Annotated in this window: 14 protein-coding genes and 1 tRNA gene; 7 read left to right on the forward strand and 8 right to left on the reverse strand. The window is 68.7% G+C overall.

Annotated features, from left to right (window positions below; all coding sequences use genetic code 11):
• Positions 1-147 precede the first annotated feature (147 nt).
• Positions 148-1338, forward strand: coding sequence for an acyltransferase family protein (locus MSPGM_RS03190; RefSeq protein ID WP_003602710.1), 1191 nt, complete (start codon positions 148-150; stop codon positions 1336-1338).
• A 15-nt stretch (positions 1339-1353) separates the two neighbouring features.
• On the opposite strand, the gene MSPGM_RS03195 is transcribed toward MSPGM_RS03190, so the two are convergent.
• Positions 1354-1776: an EVE domain-containing protein gene (locus tag MSPGM_RS03195; protein ID WP_003602711.1), complete on the reverse strand. Its 423-nt coding sequence runs from the start codon at positions 1774-1776 to the stop codon at positions 1354-1356.
• Between the two features lie 101 nt (positions 1777-1877).
• Complete coding sequence (locus MSPGM_RS03200; protein ID WP_012752131.1) at positions 1878-2903, reverse strand: NAD(P)H-dependent glycerol-3-phosphate dehydrogenase; 1026 nt, start codon at positions 2901-2903, stop codon at positions 1878-1880.
• A 545-nt stretch (positions 2904-3448) separates the two neighbouring features.
• Between MSPGM_RS03200 and MSPGM_RS03205 the strand changes: the two genes are divergently transcribed.
• Positions 3449-4924, forward strand: coding sequence for a PAS domain-containing protein (locus MSPGM_RS03205; RefSeq protein WP_003606904.1), 1476 nt, complete (start codon positions 3449-3451; stop codon positions 4922-4924).
• A gap of 16 nt (positions 4925-4940) precedes the next feature.
• Here the strand turns inward: MSPGM_RS03205 and tsaD are convergent, their stop codons facing one another.
• Positions 4941-5984, reverse strand: coding sequence for a tRNA (adenosine(37)-N6)-threonylcarbamoyltransferase complex transferase subunit TsaD (tsaD, locus tag MSPGM_RS03210; RefSeq protein WP_012252470.1), 1044 nt, complete (start codon positions 5982-5984; stop codon positions 4941-4943).
• A 177-nt stretch (positions 5985-6161) separates the two neighbouring features.
• On the opposite strand from tsaD, the gene MSPGM_RS03215 reads away from it, so the two are divergent.
• The 4 genes from MSPGM_RS03215 to MSPGM_RS03230 all read left to right on the forward strand — a co-directional run bounded on the left by MSPGM_RS03215 (position 6162) and on the right by MSPGM_RS03230 (position 11217).
• On the forward strand, positions 6162-6872 hold the full coding sequence (locus tag MSPGM_RS03215) for a uroporphyrinogen-III synthase (protein WP_012752133.1): 711 nt from the start codon (positions 6162-6164) through the stop codon (positions 6870-6872).
• Positions 6873-7027: 155 nt separating this feature from the next.
• Positions 7028-9316, forward strand: coding sequence for a hypothetical protein (locus MSPGM_RS03220; RefSeq protein WP_003606890.1), 2289 nt, complete (start codon positions 7028-7030; stop codon positions 9314-9316).
• A 117-nt stretch (positions 9317-9433) separates the two neighbouring features.
• Positions 9434-10969: a heme biosynthesis protein HemY gene (locus tag MSPGM_RS03225; protein WP_012752135.1), complete on the forward strand. Its 1536-nt coding sequence runs from the start codon at positions 9434-9436 to the stop codon at positions 10967-10969.
• 158 nt (positions 10970-11127) lie between these two features.
• Positions 11128-11217: transfer RNA gene (locus MSPGM_RS03230), tRNA-Ser, on the forward strand.
• Positions 11218-11575: 358 nt separating this feature from the next.
• Here MSPGM_RS03230 and MSPGM_RS03235 read toward each other — a convergent pair.
• From MSPGM_RS03235 to MSPGM_RS03255, 5 genes are all read right to left on the reverse strand, one after another.
• Positions 11576-13435: a recombinase family protein gene (locus MSPGM_RS03235; protein WP_261926155.1), complete on the reverse strand. Its 1860-nt coding sequence runs from the start codon at positions 13433-13435 to the stop codon at positions 11576-11578.
• Positions 13428-13922: a DUF2924 domain-containing protein gene (locus tag MSPGM_RS03240; RefSeq protein ID WP_085985460.1), complete on the reverse strand. Its 495-nt coding sequence runs from the start codon at positions 13920-13922 to the stop codon at positions 13428-13430. Before MSPGM_RS03240 ends, MSPGM_RS03235 begins: the two co-directional genes overlap by 8 nt.
• Positions 13923-13975: 53 nt before the next feature.
• Complete coding sequence (locus MSPGM_RS03245; protein WP_261926156.1) at positions 13976-14521, reverse strand: DUF3489 domain-containing protein; 546 nt, start codon at positions 14519-14521, stop codon at positions 13976-13978.
• 561 nt (positions 14522-15082) lie between these two features.
• A complete protein-coding gene (locus MSPGM_RS03250; protein ID WP_261926138.1) occupies positions 15083-16096 on the reverse strand; it encodes an IS110 family transposase in 1014 nt (337 codons plus the stop codon).
• Between the two features lie 153 nt (positions 16097-16249).
• Positions 16250-17602, reverse strand: a complete 1353-nt coding sequence (locus MSPGM_RS03255; RefSeq protein ID WP_261926157.1) for a transposase — start codon at positions 17600-17602, stop codon at positions 16250-16252.
• Positions 17603-17748: 146 nt separating this feature from the next.
• On the opposite strand from MSPGM_RS03255, the gene MSPGM_RS03260 reads away from it, so the two are divergent.
• Positions 17749-18762, forward strand: coding sequence for an IS110 family transposase (locus tag MSPGM_RS03260; protein WP_261926138.1), 1014 nt, complete (start codon positions 17749-17751; stop codon positions 18760-18762).
• Positions 18763-19120: the final 358 nt, after the last annotated feature.

Here is a 19120-nt window from a genome sequence, read left to right on the forward strand (position 1 = left end):
TGGAAAATGTCACGGAAAAAGGGGCGGCATCAGTATTTTCATGCCGTTGTCCCGCGCGCATGTTTGCCCGAAGACACAACAGACAAGCATCGCGTTGCCGGATGATTGTCCGACAGACGGCATCGTCCCGGCATCAGGACCACAGGCATGTCAATCGTCCAGACCGCCAGCGAGACCTCGGCCGCGCCGCGCCCGCACGCATCCCGGCCCCTGATCGGCCTCGACCTGCTCCGCTTCGGCGCGGCCTGCCTCGTCGTGCTGTATCACCTCGCCTGCACCGCCTGGATGGTCCCGTCGAGCGAGGCCGCCACCCTCGTCGGGCAGCCGATCCCGTTTCCGATCCTGCTGCCCGTCAGTTCACAGGGCTGGGTCGGCGTGCCGATGTTCTTCGTGATCTCGGGCTACGTCATCGCCTATTCCGCCTCACAGGCGAGCGCGTCGCGCTTTCTCACCGGGCGGATCCTGCGCCTCGTGCCGGGCATCTGGTTCTGCGCCACCGTCTCCTTCGGGCTCGCGCTGCTCTTCGACCCGGAAGCCACCCGAGTCCTGTTCGAACGCTACGTCCGCACCCTCGTCCTGTTCCCGGTCCCCCGCTGGATCGACGGCGTCTACTGGACGCTCGGGATCGAGATCATGTTCTACGGTCTGGTCTATGCCCTGCTGTTTCTGAACCGGTTCGAGCGGCTGGAGCCGGTGATCCTGGCGGTCGGCGTCATCAGCGCGCTCGCGTGGTGCCTCGCGGCGACGCCGTTCTGGCCTGACCTCGACCGGATCATCAGCACGCGGATCGCCAAGCTCGCCCTGCTCACCCATGGCTGCCACTTCGCCATCGGCGTGCTGCTGTGGAGCGCAGTGCGGAACGGTCTGACGGCGCTGCGGCTGGCCGGCCTCGCCATCTGCCTGACGGGGGGCTTCCTGCAGATCCGCTACGATGCCGGCTTCGTCGGCGTCCTGCTCGGCCTCGACCGGAGCCCGGCGATGGCATGGTTCCTCTACGCCGTCTTCATGGCCCTGTTCTGCCTGTCGATCCGCGCGAACACGGCGCTGACCGACGCCTTTCCCGGACTCGGGCGGCGCTTCCGTGATCTCGGGCTCGCGACCTACCCGCTCTACCTGCTGCACACCTTCGTCGGCGCCCTGGCGATGCGGTTCCTGGCCGTCTACGGGCTCCCGCCGGCCGCGAGCCTGACGGGCGGCATTCTGACGGCCGTCGCCGCATCCCTGCTGGTGTCGCAGCGGATCGAGCCGCCCTTGCGCGCGGGTCTCGGACGCGCCCTCCATAGCGTCGGCACCCGGCTGCGCAGCCGCGGCCCGGCGCCCGGTGCGCTCATCCGCTGAGCGGTCGGCCGCCGCTCAGCGCTCGCCGTAGCCGCCCATGGCGCAGACCGTGGCCCATTCCGCCTCGGTCACCGGCTGCACCGAGAGGCGGGAATTAGTGACGAGGGCCATGTCCTTGAGCGCCGTCGCCGCCTTGATCGCGTCGAGAGTGACCGGGCGCGGCATCGGCGCCACCGCCCGCACATCGACCATGCCGAAACGGCCGCTCTCGTCGGTGTGGTCGGGATAATAGGGTTTGATGACCTCGACGATGCCGACGACGGCCTTGCCCTCGTTGGAATGGTAGAAGAAGCCGCGCTCGCCGACCTGCATCGCCTGCATCTGCTTCTTGGCGAGGTGGTTGCGCACCCCGTTCCAGAAGGTGCCGCCCTCCCCGGCTTCGACCTGCTGGTCCCACGACCAGGTCGAGGGCTCGGACTTGAACAGCCAGTAGGCCATGGCGCGGGACGGCTCCGTCGGGAAAGGCGCCCTCGCTTATCGAAAATCCGGCCGCGCTTGAAGGGCGCGCACCGCTCCGCTTTCGACCCGTCGACGGGTGCTCACGCCGTCTCCGCCTTGAGCGGCCGCGACAGCAGGCCGGTCATCGCCGCATCGACCGTCAGCGCTCCGGCCACCACCGCGGCGACGGCCTCGGCCACCGGCATCTCGACCTCCCGTGCCCTGGCGAGATCGACCAGCGCCTGCGCGGTGAAGGCGCCTTCTACGAGCTTGCCGCCCGCGGCCTCCTCGGGCGAGGCGCCCTTCCCCAAACGCTCGCCGAACGCGAAGTTGCGCGATTGCGGCGAGGAGGCGGTGAGCACGAGGTCCCCTAAGCCCGACAGCCCCATCAGCGTCTCCGCCCGGCCGCCACAGGCGCGGGCAAAGCGCATCAGCTCGGCGAAGGCGCGGGCGATCAGCGCGGCGCGGGCGCTCTCGCCGAGGCCGCGGCCCGCGACGATGCCGGCGGCGATCGCGAGCACGTTCTTGCCGGCACCGCCGACCTCGACGCCGCGCACGTCGTCGGTGTGATAGAGCCGGAAGGCCGGGCCCGAGAGTAGGCCGGCGAGCCGCGCCGCCAGCGCCCCGTCCGCCGCGGCGAGGGTCACGGCCGTGGGCAGGCCGCGGGCGACGTCGGAGGCGAAGCTCGGACCCGACAGCACCGCCACCGGGGAGCCGGACGGCAGCACCTCCGCCGCCACCGCGCTCATGAAGGCGTCGCTGCCCCGCTCGATCCCCTTGGCGCAGAGCACCACCGCGGCGCCGGGCGCCAGCGAGGGCGCCAGCGCCGCCAGCACGGAGCGCAGAGTCTGGGCCGGTACGACGAGCAGCACCGTGCCCGCCGACGCCAGCGCGGCGGCCTCGGCCGTGGCGCGCACGCCGGGATGTAGGGCGACACCGGGGAGATAGCGCTCGTTGGCCCGCGCCTGCTCCATCCGCGCGGCCGCCTCGGGATCGCGCATCCAGAGCGTGACCGGGCGCCCCGCCGCGGCGGCGGCGTTGGCCAAAGCCGTGCCCCAGGATCCGCCGCCGACGACGGCCACGACCTCGTCCCGCCGCTGCGTGCCTGACTTCATGTCCGCCTCCATCGGGAACCTCGTGCAGCCCGGCTCATTACGGCCAAGGTGCGGACCCGGAGCCACATCGTCAGGTTCGCGATAACGACCTACCGGCGGAAGAGCGAGTACCGATCCGCAATCCTGTGACGAAGAGGCCCGAACCCGGCCAACGGCGTGTGCTCACCTGTCATATTTGCAATATTTTGCGAGACCGGACCAAGGTGATGTCGACCTGTCGAAGCATTTCCGACCACGACCGACACAAAAAACCGCTTCGTGCCACAAATTCGGGCAAAACCGGAAACATCTTCTCGCCGGTTGCGCGAATTCAACTTTCGCATTCCTGCGCCATACCCTCTCAGGTTTGCCTTGCAATTTTTCTTGTTTTCGTTTTGTTTGAAATTTCAAAAAATAATCCTCGATAGCTGCATTACTTTTTAATCCTGACGAAATGTCGTTCGTTCGGTGCGCCAATACGGTCCATACTAGTCATTTGGTATGAGATTAACGGTTGATTAAATATATTGCAGGAAACCAACTTTCATCGAAATTCATGATGCCTGGAGCCTTCAGCCGTGGCGATCTTCCATTCCGAACAAGATTCCATCCTTGCGGCCGTCGATCGTGCTCAAGGCCGTATCGAGTTCGCAATGGACGGCACCATCACGAACGCGAACGCCAACTTCCTCGACCTCGTCGGCTACACCCTCGATGAGCTGCGTGGTCGTTCACACGCGATGCTGATGCCCCCCGAACAGCGCGAGAGCCCGGAATACAAGGCATTCTGGGAGGCTCTGCGCCGTGGCGAGTTCCAGGCCCGCGAGTTCCGGCGCATCGCCAAGGATGGCCGCTCGATCTGGATCCAGGCCTCCTACAACCCGATTCTCGACCGGCGCGGGCAGCCATACAAGGTGGTGAAATTCGCCACCGACATCACGGCCGAGACCCAGCGCAACGCGAGCTACGAGGGCCAGATCGCCGCGATCAACCGATCTCAGGCGGTGATCCATTTCGGCCTCGACGGCACGATCACCGATGCCAACGCAAACTTCCTCGATGCGGTGGGCTACCAGCTCGAGGAAATCCGCGGCCGGCATCACAGCCTGTTCGTCGATCCCGGGGAGGTGAAGAGCGCCGCCTATGCCGAGTTCTGGCGGTCGCTCGCGAACGGCACCTATCAGGCCGGCGAGTTCCGGCGGCTCGCCAAGGGCGGACGGGAGATCTGGATCTACGGCTCCTACAATCCGGTTCTCGACAGCGAAGGGCGTCCCTGCGCCATCGTGAAGTTCGCCAGCGACGTCACGCAGGCCGTGGCCGACCGGCTCCGGCGTGCGAACGGGCAGCGCGCCATCGAGTCCGATCTCGGCACCATCACCGGCGCGATGTCGCATGTCAGCCGTCGGGCGAGCGAGACGGCGGCCGCGGTGGCCGTCACCTCCGACAACGTCCAGTCGGTTGCCGCGGGCGCCGAGGAATTCGCCGCCTCGATCCTGGAACTGAGCCGCCACGCCTCGCAGGCCAAGACCGCCGCCGACGCGGCCGTGAGCCGGGCCGAGGAGGCGGGCGGAATCGTGAGCGGACTGACCGCCACCGCCGAGCGTATCGGCGAGGTGGTCTCCGTGATCCGCTCGATCGCCGACCAGACCAACCTGCTCGCGCTCAACGCCACCATCGAGGCGGCCCGCGCGGGCGCGGCCGGCCGCGGCTTCGCCGTGGTTGCCACCGAGGTGAAGGCGCTGGCGAGTCAGTCGTCGCGCGCCACCGAGGATATCGGCCAGCAGATTGCCGCCGTCCAGGATTCCTCGGCCCGGGCCGTCGAGGCGATCCGCGCCATCGTCTCGACCATCACGGATCTCAGCGAAATCTCGATGAGCGTCTCCTCCGCCGTCACCGAGCAGGCCGCGGTCACGCAGGAGATCGCGAGCAACATGCAGACCGCCGCGCGCAGCGTCGACGCCGTACGCGGCAACGCCAACGGGATCGCGCAGGCGGCGAACGAGGTCGATCTCTCCGTGCAGAAGGTGACCGCCTCCGCCCGCGCGCTCGCCTGATCCTGGGCCACCGGCCTCACGCGGCCGGCGCGACCTCGGCAAAGGGCCAGCGGGCGCGGGCCGGCACGGTGAGATCGTCGACGAGGCCGAGGCGCAGGCGCTCCAGCCCCGCCCAGGCGATCATCGCGCCATTATCGCCGCAGAGCGGCAGCGGCGGCGCGACGAAGCTCAGGCCCACCTCCCCGGCCTGCGCCGCGAGCGCCCGGCGGATCGCTCCGTTGGCGGCCACGCCGCCTGCCGCGACCAGAGCCGTCGGATGCCCGGCGACGCCCGCGAAGGCGCGCAGGGCGACGCGCACGCGGTCCACCACCACATCCACCACTGCCGCCTGGAAGCTCGCGCAGAGATCGGCCACATCCTGCGAGGCGAGGGGTTCGAGCCGCTCGGCCTCGATGCGCAGGGCCGTCTTGAGGCCCGACAGCGAGAAATCCGCCTGCCGCCGCCCGATCATCGGCCGCGGCAGCGCGAACCGCTCCGGATTGCCGCTCTCCGCCTGCCGCTCCACCTCGGGACCGCCGGGATAGCCGAGCCCGAGAAGCTTGGCGACCTTGTCGAAGGCCTCGCCGATGGCGTCGTCGATGGTGGTGCCGAGCCGGACATAATCGCCCACCCCCTTCACCGCGACGAGCTGCGTATGCCCGCCGGAGGCGAGCAGCAGAAGATAGGGGAAGGCGAGCCCGTCAGTGAGCCGCGGCGTCAGCGCGTGCGCCTCGAGATGGTTAACCGCGAGGAGCGGCTTGCGCGCGACGAGGGCGAGTGTCTTGGCCGTGACGAGGCCGATCAGCACACCGCCGATCAGGCCGGGCCCGGCGGCAACCGCGATCCCGTCGATCTCCTTCAGAGTCGTCCCCGCCCGCTGGAGTGCCCGGGCGATCAGCCGGTCGAGCACTTCGACATGGGCGCGGGCGGCGATCTCGGGCACGACACCGCCATAGGCCGCGTGCTCGGCGATCTGGCTCAGCACCTCGTTGGCGAGGATCTGTCCGCGCTCGTCCTCACCGAGCGTCACGACGGCGGCGGCAGTCTCGTCGCAGGTGGTCTCGATGCCGAGGATCTTCATGAGTGTCACGCTGACGTCCACGCACCGTTGCGTGCCGGGGGCCGGCCCGCCTACTCCATGTCTCGCGAAAGCTCGGTCAGACCGGTCGCGACACCACGTCTACGACGAAACCGCCGACGGATACAGGTGAGGCTCACCGCCGAGGGACGCTGTGGATGGCGTGAGGGAGAGGGGCGTATGCGGATCTGGGTGTCGCGGCCCGAGCCGGGCGCGAGCCGCACGGCACGGCGGCTGGCCGAGCTCGGCCATGCCGCGTTGGTGGCGCCTGTGCTGCGGATCGCGCCGAGCGACGGGCCGCCGCCCACCGGCCGGTTCGACGGGCTGATCCTGACGAGCGCCAACGCCGCCGCGCCGCTCGCCGCAGCCGGTCTTCCCGAGGCACCGGTCTTCGCCGTCGGCACCCGCACCGCCGAGCGGGCGAACCGGGCGGGCCTGCGCTCCGTGCACTGCGCCGACGGAGACGCCGTCAGCCTGGCCCGGCTCGTCGCAGCCCATGTGCGGCCGGGCGGCACTCTCCTCCACGCGGCCGGCGAGGACCGCAAGGCCGAGCCCGCCGCGAGCCTCACGGCTGCGGGCTACCGCGTCACGACCTGGACCGCCTACGCGGCTCTGGCCGAGACGACCCTGCCGGCGCCGGTGGTGCAGGGGCTGTTGGGCCGGGACGACGCGCCGCTCGCCGCGGCCCTGCATTTTTCGCGACGAAGCGCCGAAATCGCGGTGCATTTGTCCGGCAAAGCCGGTCTGAGCGGAGCGTTTCGGGCGCTGGCGCATTACTGCCTGTCTCCGGACGTGGCCTTGGGACTGGTCGAGCTCGGCGTCGCGGCCCATTTTGTAGCGGCGCGCCCGAGCGAGGAAGCTCTCCTTGCCGGTCTCGCGGCTTCGGACTGAACGGCCTCGTCGCCCCTGCGGGCCGATGGGGACGCGAGAGCGTGTCGGAGCGTCGGAGATGGAACCCGGAAGCGGTTCCGATGGATGACGGCGCCGGTTCGCTCTTCTATGGGAGCACACTGCGCCGGTGCGGCGGCTGAATGGAGCGAACGCCCGTGACTTCACCCAAGGACGGCGCCAGGGATGGCGCCAAGTCGCCGGAGCAAGGCAAGTTTTCGGAGCAGGCCAAGTCTTCGGAACAAGGCAAGTCGCCGGAGCAGGCCCGGGAAGCGGCCAGGGACGTGACGAAGGATTCGTCCCGGCCCGCCGACAAGGCGATGGGCAAACCTGCCGAGCCGTCCGCAGCGGCCTCCACCCCGAAGGTCGAGCCGGCCAAGTCGGGACCAGCGGCGTCGGAGCCGGTCAAGTCCGAGCCCGCAAAGGCGGGTCCGACCGGCAGCAGCGCCCTGCCCGGTAGCAATGCGCCTGGGTCTTCCGGGCGCCCGCAGGACGTTCGAGCGGACGCGCCGTTGAAGCCGGGCGCCACCGGCAGCAGCGCGGTCCCTCCGTCGGCCGCTTCGACCGGCGCAGGAACGATGTCCAACAAACCCACGGAGCCCGGAAAGCCGTCCGGCGCGCCGGCCACTGCCTCCGGCACGCCGGGCGGCAATGCACCGTCGAAGCCGGGCGCCACCGGCAGCAGCGCGATTCCGCCGAATCCGGCCGGCGCCAAGGCGACCGATGCCAAACCGGACACGTCCGCCAAGGCCGGCACCACCGGCGGCAGCACGGTGAAGCCGGAGACACCGGCCTCCGGGAGCGCCACCGGGAGCGCCAGCTCCGGCGGTACCAAGCCGGATGCGACCTCGGGAGCCAAGCCGGGAGCGGCGCCGGGCGCCACGCGGGTGACGGAGGCGGCCTCGCTGACAGACGGCCCGATCCTCGATCTCAAGGCCAAGCGCCTCTCCGATGCGGCGGATGCCGCCAAGCCGGGCGCGAAACCCGATGCCGGCAAGGAGAGCGCGGGCGCTCCCGCTTCGGCCAAGGAAGCGCCCAAGGAAGCCGCAAAGGCGACACCGGCTCGCGGCGGCGCGGGCTTCGGCTCCGTGGCCGCCTCGGGCCTGATCGGCGGCCTGATCGGCGCCGGCCTCCTCTACGGCGTCACCACCTACCAGCGGGGCGCCGATCCGCGCCTTGCAAATCTCGACAAGTCCCTGGCGGGCCTTGCCACGAAGGATGCCGTAGCCGGGCTCGACAAGCGCCTCGCCGCCAATGAGCAGGCGCTCAAGCCCCTGCCCGACGCCGTCGCCCGAGCGGAAACTGCGGCCAAGGCCGCCGCCGACCGTGCCAACGAAGCGCTCCAGAAGGCGGGCGTCGCCCCCGCCACGGCCCCCTCCGCCGACGGTTCCGCCCCGGGGCCGACCGTCCCCGCCGACATCGCGGCCCGTCTCGATGCCCTCGATCAGCGCGTCTCGGCGCTGCAGGAGGAGCCCGGCCGCGACGGCACGGCCGAGGTGAAGACCGCGCAGTCGATGGATCCGGCCGCCCTCGCCGCCCTCGATGACCGGCTCAAGGCGCTCGAAACGAACGGCGGCAAGAGTGCTGCGTCCGATCTCTCCGACAAGATCGCGGCGCTGCAGGCGGATGTCGCGTCCCGTGCCAAGGCGGACGAAGCGGCCGAGGCCGCCCTCGGCAAGCGCGTAGACGAGGTGCAGAAGGCGCTGGACGGGCGCATCGCCGCCGCGACCCAGACCGTGCAGGAGGCGACGCAGGCGAGCAAGCAGGCCGCCGACGCCGCCCAGACCCGCGCCGACGAAGCCGTGAAGGGCCTGGAGCGGAAGCTTCAGGAACAGTCGGAGCGGATTGCCGGCCTCGACAAGGCAGTCGATCAGAGCGCCAAGCAATCGACCGTGCAGTCGGCCCTGCGCATCGTCGCGGCCGACCGGATCGCCTCGGCGCTGGAGGCGGGCCAACCCTACCCGGATGCGCTCGCCAGCCTGCGTAACCTCGAACCGGCGGATTCCAAGCGCCTCGACGCGCTCGGCCCCTTCGCCGACAAGGGCGCGCCGACCGCTTCAGGCCTCGCCGCGGAGTTCCGTCGGATCTCGGAGAAAATCGCCGAGGCCAAGCGCGCGGCCCAGGCCAAATCCGTCGCCGAGACCGGCAGCGTGGGCGACCGTCTGATGAACATGGCGAGTTCCCTGGTGCAGGTGAAGCGCGCCGACGGACCCACCGCGGGCGGAACCCAGGCCGCCGCCGGCAGCGCGGCTTCGACCGCGCAGGTTCAGGCGGCGCTCGACCGTGGGGACCTCGCCGAGGCGGCCAAGGCCTACGCCGCCCTTCCGGAGGAGGCGCGGGCGCAAGGCGGCGATTTCGGAACGCGGCTCTCGGCGCGTGCCGAGGCGGGTCGCACGGCTCAGGCGCTGCTGGCCGACGCCTTCACCGGCCTGCCACCGGCACGCTGACGGCCAGGACCGGCACCGATGACGACGAACCAGCCGCGCCCTGCGCGGCGTTCCCCCCTTCCACTCTGCCCGGGCCGCGTGCGCCCGCTCCCCGTGCTCCCAAGGAGGCCCTGACCCATGTGGCGCGCCCTCGTCTTCCTGGCCCTCCTGGCCGTCGCCGCCTACGGCGCGGTGTGGATCGCCGACCATCCGGGCACCGTGACCGTCGTCTGGAACGGCTACGAGATCGGCATGAGCCTCGCCATCGCCCTCACCGGCGTGCTGGTGGCGGCGATTGTCCTCGGCCTGATCTGGGCGGTCGTGACCGGCGTGATCGGCCTGCCCGCCAGCATCAGCCGCTCGACCCGTGAGCGCCGCCGCAACAAGGGCCTCGCCTCGCTCTCGCGCGGCATGATTGCCGTCGGTTCCGGTGACCCGCTCGCGGCCCGCCGCCATGCGGGCGACGCCGAGCGCCTGCTCGGCAGCCAGCCGCTGACGCTCCTCCTCAAGGCCCAGGCGGCGCAGATTTCCGGAGACCGGGACGCGGCCGAACAGGCGTTCAAGCGCATGGCCGACGATCCCGAGACCCGTGTGCTGGGTCTGCGCGGCCTGTTCGTCGAGGCCCGTCGCCGTGAGGACGAGGGTGCCGCCCGCGCCTACGCTTCCGAGGCCGCCCGTCTCGCGCCGAGCGTCACTTGGGCGAACGAAGCGGTGCTGGAGGCGCAATGCGCCGACGGCGAGTGGTCCGCCGCGACCGAGACCGTGGAGCGCCGCGCGGCGCTGGGGCTGATGGACAAGCACGCCGCCCGCCGCCAGCGCGCGGTGCTGCTCACCGCTGCCGCCCAACGCCACGAGGCCGGCGAGCCCGATTCCGCGACCGAGCAGGCGCTCAAGGCCGTCAAGCTCGCCCCCGACCTCGTGCCGGCGGCCGTCATTGCCGGCCGGCTGCTCGCCCGGCGCAACGATCTGCGCAAGGCCGCCAAGATCATCGAAGCTGCGTGGAAGGCGACCCCGCATCCGGAACTCGCCAAGGTCTACCTCAACCTGCGCACGGGCGACTCCGCCCGCGACCGGCTCGCCCGCGCCGAGAATCTGGCCAAGCTCTCGTCCTGGGAGCCGGAATCGCGTCTGGTGATCGCTCAGGCCGCGACCGAGGCCAAGGATTTCGGCCGCGCCCGCGAGGCGCTGGCGCCGCTCACCGACGACCGGCCGACGGCGCGCGTCTGCCGGATGATGGCGCGGATCGAGGCCGCCGAGCACGGCGCCGAGAGCGGACGCTCCCGCGAGTGGCTCGCTCGTGCGGCCCGCGCCCCGCGCGACCCGGCCTGGGTCGCCGACGGCATCATCTCCGAGCGCTGGGCGCCGGTCTCGCCGGTCTCCGGCCGCCTCGACGCCTTCGTGTGGAAGACCCCGCCCGAGATCCTGGCTGGCCCCGAGGACGACGACGCCCCGGTCCCGGCTTCGGCCGAGCCCGCTGCTCCGGTCGCGATCCCGACCACGCCCGTACCGGCTCCGGTCACCACCGACAGCCCGGCCCCGTCCACGCCCGGATTCCTCCAGACCGGTGCAGGCACCCCCTCGGTCCCGCCGACGCCCGCTCCGGTCAACGGCCCCACCGGCCCGTCATCAGCCACGCAAGCCGCCCCAGCGGACCGTCCGCGCCGCATCGCCTGAACCCCCACGCCGCCCGGACCGGAGCCGGGCGGCGCACAACGCGTGCGTCTGTGGCATTCTTCGCCTTGCCAGACGCCCACGCCCCGGCTACAGACCCGCACCTGCCGCAAGAGACCACCGCCCGCGCCCAGCGCCCGCGTCGGTCCCCGGTCGGTTCTGGAGGGGTGGCCGAGTGGTTGAAGGCGCACGCCTGGAAAGTGTGTATACCGGAAACGGTATCGCGGGTTCGAATCCCGCTCCCTCCGCCAGCAACTCGCGAAATTAGAGCAGTTCATCCGGGCTTCGGCGGGTGTGGCATTTTCTTCATGCCTGCCGGGACTTTGCAGGGCAGGCAACAGCAACCTGCCCCGCAGAGACACCGATGCAGCGCGGCTTCGGCCTCTCCGGCCTCATCGTCTCGCCAGCACCATTCGCCAGTCCCACCTTCTCGGCCTGCCTCCTACCCACCCGACTTGCAGCGCCACCAGAGACAGGCGCGATCCAGGCCGCCGCTGACGCGCGGAAGACATCTCGGAAGGTCGCTCGACGAACGAGAACGAGGCCCGTCGGACCCAGCTCCTCCAGATGCTGTTGCGATGGTTCAGGCTCGTCGTTCGTCGGGTCGGCTTAGCCGAGGCTGAGGAGCTTGCGCTGCTCACTCCAGTCCATCGGCAGTCGCGTGTCCGCCATCAGGCGGGTCGCTGTCAGCTCCGGCGGATGCTCGCCCGAGAGCAGCCGCGCCACGATGTCCGGTGCCAAGAAGCTCAGACGCAGAAGACGCGTGACGTAGGAGCGCGACAGCCCTTCCTCCCTCGCCACGTCATCAATCGAGAGCTGCGCCTCGCCGAAGATGCGCTCGCGCAGCTGCTGTGCTCGGGCGAGCAGACCGGTCAGGCTCGCGTCGGGTGCCGACCCTGTGCTCTTACCCGGGATTACCAGCCGCAGCTCCTGCCCCACCCGCTGCAGCACAGCCGGCACACGCAGCACCAGCACCGCGCCTCGATCCAGCTCGCCATCGTCCCCGTCTGAAGCGTTGGCTTGGCTGAGTGCCTGCGCATCAGCATGAGCCTCAGCGGCAGCATCGGGTACGCACCAGGATCCAGTGAAGCCCTGAAGCAGGCGCGCAGTGTCGACCTGCAGGTCGATGCCGTCCGCCCGCACAACGATGCGGCGCAGACACACGCGCAGACGCTGCCGCTGCTCGCCTGCAGGTGCCTCGTGCCAGCTGGCCGCCAGAGCGGCACCTTCAGCAAGCAAGCGCTGCTGTTCGGCAGCCGAGTGCTCGCGCATCAGCTCGTGCAACGCGCTGGCACTGCCGAGCAGCTCACGCAGTCGCCCCGTTACCAGAGCTTCCAGCGCCAGAGCCGGCAGCCGCTGACCGCCGGTCCGCGGCGCATCAGCCACGCCTACATCGCTCTGATCCGCATCTCCGAACGTCCTGGATCCGCTGGAGCGGGCGGGGTGCCTCTTCCCCGTGACGAGGCTGTGCGAGACGTAGTAGCGGTAGCGCAGGCCGCGCTTGAGCGTATGGCTTGGCGTCAGTCGCTGACCCTGTGCATCGTAGACTAGGCCAGCCAGCAGGCTCGGTGCATCCGCCGCCGCTCCGCTGTCGCGCTCAACCCGGTTCTGCGCCAGGATTGCCTGTGCCGCGGCAAACAGCGCAGCATCAACAATCGCAGCGTGCTCACCGGCATAGCTCTGCCCCTTGTGCACGACCTCACCAAGGTAGAGCCGGTTGGCGAGCATCGCGTATAGGGCACCGCGAGCCAAAGGCTGGCCGCCGAAGTGACCGCCATCGGCGGCACGACGCTGCTTGCTCAGGATGCCTGCCTGCGCCAGCTCGAGCTGCAGCAGACGGACCGAACGCACGGCGCAGTAGCGCCGGAAGATGTGGCGCACCGTCTCGGCCTCGGTCTCATTCACCACCAGCCTGCGCTCGCCCACGTCGTAGCCGAGCGGCGGGAGGCCACCCATCCACATGCCCTTGCGCTTGCTTGCCGCGATCTTGTCCCGGATGCGCTCGCCCGTGACCTCGCGCTCGAACTGGGCGAAGGAGAGCAGCACGTTGAGCGTCAGCCGGCCCATGCTGCTGGTGGTGTTGAAGGCCTGCGTCACCGATACGAACGAGACCTGCCGCGCGTCGAACACGGCCACGATGCGGGCGAAATCGGCCAGAGCCCGCGTGAGGCGATCGACCTTGTAGACGACCACCACGTCGACGCGGCCGGCTGCCACGTCGGCGAGAAGCCGCTGCAGGGCGGGCCGCTCCATGCTGCCGCCCGAGTAGCCGCCATCATCGTAGAGGGTAGGCAGCAGCCCCCAGCCCTCGTGCCGCTGGCTGGCGATGTAGGCGGCGCAGGCCTCGCGCTGGGCATCGAGCGAGTTGAAGGCCTGCTGCAGACCCTCCTCGCTCGACTTGCGGGTATAGACGGCGCAGCGCAGCCGTGCCGGCTTGGCTGAGGACGGCGCCGGCTTCGACCTAGCCATGGCTCGTCTCGCGCTCTTCCCTGCGCCCGGTCAGGCCGAAGAACCGGGGACCGGACCAGTGGCTGCCGGTGATGCGCTTGGCGATCTGGCTGAGGGAGCGGTAGCGCTGATCCTCGTGCTCGAAGCCACCCTCCGTGACGGTGACGACATGGCTGCGACCGTGCCACTCGCGCACGAGGCGCGTGCCGGGCCGCAGCAGAAGCGCCGACGGCACCGACGGTGTGTCAGGCACAGTGCTTCCTCCCCTACCCCGCTGAGCCTGAGCGCGCAGGTGACGCTGGGTTGCTTTGGAGAGGCCGCCCTGCGCCACCTCCTGAAGGCGGTAGGCGAGAGCACGCACGATCAGGTCGCGGCTGAGCGGCGGTGGAGGCTGCTGGAAAACCCTGCGCCAGGATTGGCGCAGTTCCAACGTGCTCATCTGCGCCAACTCAGAGAGCTGCAGCGGCGACCGGCCTGCTTGCGATCCTTCGGCTTGCCGCTCCTGCACCTTGAGGGAAGGAGTCGGAACGGTCGAGCCGCTCATGCTGCTGGACCGCTGCATCAGGCGCTCGCCTCAATTGAGGCGCGCGAGTTTTGCTCGGCGAGCTTGTAATGTGTGCTGACCCCGGCAGCACGCACGGTGAGAATGGCGAGGCCTCGCTGACGCAGCCGGGTGAGTGCAGCGCGGGTGGTATGTGGCAGCCAGTGGGTTGCGGTAGCCAGCGCTTCGAGCGTTGCTCCCTCAGGTTGGCTCAGCAGCGATATGAGAAGCGCCTGCTTGGTTCGCTGAGGCTTGTCGCTCGCAAAGCTGGCAGAGCCGCTGCCCGCTGGTTCCTCAGAAGCGGACAGCGACGGCGTCGGCACAGTGATACCGATAGCGGCCCAGCCCTCTGCGGTGACGATGAGGCACCTCTGCCTTCCTCGGCTGCCCTCAGCGTGAGGCATGTCAGCGATCAGTCCGCGCGTTCGGAGGGCGGACAGGATGGCGCGGAAGGTTGGCGGCTTGATCGTGTCAGGACAGAGTACACGCTGTTCGGGGTGATGCGCGGCCTGGGTCAGGATCAGGCGTTGGCTCTGGCTGAGTTTCTCGGCGATCTTGCGGGGCATGTTTGTGTCGTCCGTCTCTTAGCGACAGCTCTGGCGCTGTCACTGAGCGGACCCCGCGAGTGGCTCGTGAGCCAGCGGGGTGACATGCGTGCCAGTGAGCAGTCAGTCACCCGGCGCAGCCACAGCAATGCTCAGGTGTCTGGCGAAGTCCAGTCGGCCCGCAGGGACGCCTTGTTACTCCCGTGAACTTGTTTGCATGGACTGCCATTCCCTGCCCGGGGACCAACCGAACCGAAGTCAGTCCGCGTCGTAGTCTGTGATGATGGCAATCGCTAATTTAGTCGCGGAGAAATCAACTGCCGCCGCTTCTGACCGATTTCGTTCTCTAATGGGTCAATGGGCGGCAGCTCGATCCAGAGCGTTCGACGCTTTCGGGTGCCTGCGTTCTCTACGTGCTCGTGCGGCACTTGATGGGGTCAGCTGGGTGCAAAGCGGCTCGGTTGAAAGCGCAGTCGGCGCAAGGCCGCATGCTACAGAATCGGCGCCATCTTCTGCTCCCTCCCTCGGGCGTCGCTCCCGCTCGGGAGCTCGGTTCGGCCTCCTGTCCGGTGATGTCAGCCGCTACGCAGGTCGGAACTCGGTGCCCTGCCGCAGCATCGCGTGCATGATGATCGCTAGCCGGCGCGCGAGCGCGATGCGAGCCTTGCGCATCGTCGAGCGCTTCGCGATGGCCAGAGCCCAAGCCTTCAGCTTCAGGGGCTGCCTGCAGCGCGTCAGCATCACGTTGGCGGCTTCGTACAACAACGTTCTGACCCGCCGGTCGCCGCACTTCGAGATGCTGCCGGTGTAGTCGACCTCGCCCGACTGGTAACGCCGTGGGACGAGCCCGAGATACGGCCCGACGTCGCGAGAGCGTTTGAAGCGTTCCGGATTATCGATGGCTGCCGTGAAGGCGAGCGCGGTGAGCTGACCGACGCCCGGGATCGTCATCAACCGCCGGCAGGCATCTGAGGCTCGGACCATCCGCTTGATATCTGCGTCGATGGCGGCGACAGCCGCCAGCACAGCAGTTCGCGCTCCGATCAGGCCGCGCATGGCGGCGGACAGTCCGGCGATCCCCTCGCTCGAACGCAGAGCCTGCTCGATGAAGACAGGGCTGAGCGCCCGCGGCAGCCGCACACCGAACACGACGGCAAGACCGCGGATCTGGTTCTCCAGCGTGACCCGCTGGCCGACCAGCTTCTTGCGTGCGATGATCAACGACCTCACAGCGTGTGCCGGCAGCGACTTCACGTGGACCGGCTTGAAGAAGCCGGTTCGTGCCAGGTGAGCGAGGCCGCGCGCATCGTTGCGGTCGGTCTTGTGCGTCGTAAGCGACTTCAAGGCTTGGTAAGCCTGCCGGCTCTCAACGCAGACGACCGGCACACCATGGTCGGCCAAGCCGTGGAACAGCATCGGAGCCATCCGGCCTGTCTCGAACACAACCCGACGACAGGCGGGCGCCTTCGCGAGTTCCTGCGCGATGTCGGCAGGCGCAGAGGCCACCTTCGCCTGATGGGTAACTACTCCCTCGCGGTCGACCACGCAGACGTGCGTCTCCTCCATCGAGACATCCAGGCCAGCGAAATACTCCATGATCAGCCTCCTCTTCCGGCAGCGGAGCCGATCCTAGCGACTTCCGCAGAAGAGCTGCCGCCCATTACCCGATGTTGAAAAACTCGGTGGCGGCCGAGATCGGCGATGGAGAGGGGCGGTCTGTTTCCCTCGGCCCTGAGGCCTCCTTCCCGATCAAGCCGGGCTCGGCTGCGGGACCGGGATGATCTTGGCCAACTTTCTCAGGTTCTGAGCGGCTGCGGCGAGGTGGAACTCGTCTCTCGCTCCGTTTGGGCCGCGCAACCGGAGGCGATCCAGCTTCAGGATGCGCTTGAGGTGGGCAAACAGCATCTCGACCTTTTTCCGCTCGCGGCGTGAGGTTTTGCCTTCCTCAGATCGTGCGATGTCGCGGGCCATGTCTCGCGCCCCCTCGTGGATCGAGCGCGGGACTTTGCGCACCGGATCGTTCGGGCAGCACCGCGCCTTCAGCGGGCATGGCGTGCAGTCGAACTTGCTCGCGCGATACATCAGCGTCGCCCCGTCGTTGATCAAGGTGCCGGTCGTCGTCAGCATCCGGCTCGCTGGGCAGCGATAGACGTCATTGGGCTGGTCGTAGGTGAAGTCGGCGCGTGAGAAGGTGCCATCAGTGCGGGTCGACTTATCGAAGACGCTGATATGCGGTTCGATGCCCTGCTCGTAGACGAGCCAGCCCAGCATCTCGGCCGAGCCGTAGCCGCTGTCGCCCGCCAGCCGGGCCGGATAGAGATCGAAGCACTTGCGTGAGCGCTCGATCATGCGTTTGGCCGCCGTGACCTCGGCCTGCCGGATGGCGGTAGTCGCCTCGACATCGACGATGACCGCGTGGTCGAGGTCGATCAGGTAGTTGGCCGTGTAGGCGAAGAACGCTTGCCCGCCGTGGGCTCCGGTCCAGCGTGCGGCCGGATCTGCGGGCGAGATGAACTTGGGTGGGACGGGCGTGGCGGCTCCGAAGGCGACCTCGTCGAGGACGGCTAAATACTCCTGAGCAGCCCGGCTCACGGCCTCGGGCGGGAGGCCGGCAGAGCCTTCGACCCCTTTCTGTCGGTTGGCGTCGGCCTTGATCAGGCTGCCGTCGACGGCAAAGCCCTCGCCACCGACCAGCCCTTCGGCGATGCAGCGGGCGAGCACACGCTCGAACAAGCGGCGTAGCAGATCGCTGTCGCGGAAGCGGCCGTGACGGTTCTTCGAGAAGGTCGAGTGGTCCGGTACGCGGCCCTCCAGGCCCAGGCGGCAGAACCAGCGGTAGGCGAGATTGAGGTGGACTTCGTCGCAGAGCCGGCGCTCAGAGCGGATGCCGAGGCAGTAGCCGATGATCAGCATACGGATCATCAGTTCGGGATCGACCGAGGGGCGGCCCGTGGAGGCGTAGAACGGGGCCAACTCCTGGCGCAGGCCGGTGAGATCGACGAAGCGGTCGATAGAGCGCAGTAGATGGTCGGCGGGAACGTGGTTATCGAGCGAGAACTCATAGAACAGAGCACCCTGCTCGACTTGCCGAGGTCCCATCATCTGCGTCGATCCCCGCCTCACAACGGCAGTGAATCACCTCGCAAATGCCGCTGCAACAGCCGAGTTTTTCAACATCGGGTAATGGGCGGCAGCTCTTCTGCGGAAGTCGCTAGGATCGGCTCCGCTGCCGGAAGAGGAGGCTGATCATGGAGTATTTCGCTGGCCTGGATGTCTCGATGGAGGAGACGCACGTCTGCGTGGTCGACCGCGAGGGAGTAGTTACCCATCAGGCGAAGGTGGCCTCTGCGCCTGCCGACATCGCGCAGGAACTCGCGAAGGCGCCCGCCTGTCGTCGGGTTGTGTTCGAGACAGGCCGGATGGCTCCGATGCTGTTCCACGGCTTGGCCGACCATGGTGTGCCGGTCGTCTGCGTTGAGAGCCGGCAGGCTTACCAAGCCTTGAAGTCGCTTACGACGCACAAGACCGACCGCAACGATGCGCGCGGCCTCGCTCACCTGGCACGAACCGGCTTCTTCAAGCCGGTCCACGTGAAGTCGCTGCCGGCACACGCTGTGAGGTCGTTGATCATCGCACGCAAGAAGCTGGTCGGCCAGCGGGTCACGCTGGAGAACCAGATCCGCGGTCTTGCCGTCGTGTTCGGTGTGCGGCTGCCGCGGGCGCTCAGCCCTGTCTTCATCGAGCAGGCTCTGCGTTCGAGCGAGGGGATCGCCGGACTGTCCGCCGCCATGCGCGGCCTGATCGGAGCGCGAACTGCTGTGCTGGCGGCTGTCGCCGCCATCGACGCAGATATCAAGCGGATGGTCCGAGCCTCAGATGCCTGCCGGCGGTTGATGACGATCCCGGGCGTCGGTCAGCTCACCGCGCTCGCCTTCACGGCAGCCATCGATAATCCGGAACGCTTCAAACGCTCTCGCGACGTCGGGCCGTATCTCGGGCTCGTCCCACGGCGTTACCAGTCGGGCGAGGTCGACTACACCGGCAGCATCTCGAAGTGCGGCGACCGGCGGGTCAGAACGTTGTTGTACGAAGCCGCCAACGTGATGCTGACGCGCTGCAGGCAGCCCCTGAAGCTGAAGGCTTGGGCTCTGGCCATCGCGAAGCGCTCGACGATGCGCAAGGCTCGCATCGCGCTCGCGCGCCGGCTAGCGATCATCATGCACGCGATGCTGCGGCAGGGCACCGAGTTCCGACCTGCGTAGCGGCTGACATCACCGGACAGGAGGCCGAACCGAGCTCCCGAGCGGGAGCGACGCCCGAGGGAGGGAGCAGAAGATGGCGCCGATTCTGTAGCATGCGGCCTTGCGCCGACTGCGCTTTCAACCGAGCCGCTTTGCACCCAGCTGACCCCATCAAGTGCCGCACGAGCACGTAGAGAACGCAGGCACCCGAAAGCGTCGAACGCTCTGGATTGAGCTGCCGCCCATTGACCCATTAGAGAACAAAATCGGTCGTGAGCGGGCTCGGCGGCTATACCCGCTTCGATTCATGCGCCGTCCGTAAGCGGACGGGCCGAAAACCACCCTGCTCAGCCATTCAGAGCTGTCCGCAGCCGGCCAA

Origin of the sequence: Methylorubrum sp. GM97 (assembly GCF_024347855.1) — a bacterium.
GTDB classification, from domain to species: domain Bacteria; phylum Pseudomonadota; class Alphaproteobacteria; order Rhizobiales; family Beijerinckiaceae; genus Methylobacterium; species Methylobacterium extorquens.

Bases quoted from the DNA above. Each gene is read 5' to 3' on its own strand.
- MSPGM_RS03195 (WP_003602711.1), bottom strand. From the start codon at position 1,776: ATGGCCTACTGGCTGTTCAAGTCCGAGCCCTCGACCTGGTCGTGGGAC.
- MSPGM_RS03200 (WP_012752131.1), bottom strand. From the start codon at position 2,903: ATGGAGGCGGACATGAAGTCAGGCACGCAGCGGCGGGACGAGGTCGTG.
- MSPGM_RS03190 (WP_003602710.1), top strand. From the start codon at position 148: ATGTCAATCGTCCAGACCGCCAGCGAGACCTCGGCCGCGCCGCGCCCG.
- tsaD (WP_012252470.1), bottom strand. From the start codon at position 5,984: ATGAAGATCCTCGGCATCGAGACCACCTGCGACGAGACTGCCGCCGCC.
- MSPGM_RS03215 (WP_012752133.1), top strand. From the start codon at position 6,162: ATGCGGATCTGGGTGTCGCGGCCCGAGCCGGGCGCGAGCCGCACGGCA.
- MSPGM_RS03225 (WP_012752135.1), top strand. From the start codon at position 9,434: ATGTGGCGCGCCCTCGTCTTCCTGGCCCTCCTGGCCGTCGCCGCCTAC.
- MSPGM_RS03250 (WP_261926138.1), bottom strand. From the start codon at position 16,096: ATGGAGTATTTCGCTGGCCTGGATGTCTCGATGGAGGAGACGCACGTC.
- MSPGM_RS03245 (WP_261926156.1), bottom strand. From the start codon at position 14,521: ATGCCCCGCAAGATCGCCGAGAAACTCAGCCAGAGCCAACGCCTGATC.
- MSPGM_RS03255 (WP_261926157.1), bottom strand. From the start codon at position 17,602: ATGATGGGACCTCGGCAAGTCGAGCAGGGTGCTCTGTTCTATGAGTTC.
- MSPGM_RS03260 (WP_261926138.1), top strand. From the start codon at position 17,749: ATGGAGTATTTCGCTGGCCTGGATGTCTCGATGGAGGAGACGCACGTC.
- MSPGM_RS03235 (WP_261926155.1), bottom strand. From the start codon at position 13,435: ATGGCTAGGTCGAAGCCGGCGCCGTCCTCAGCCAAGCCGGCACGGCTG.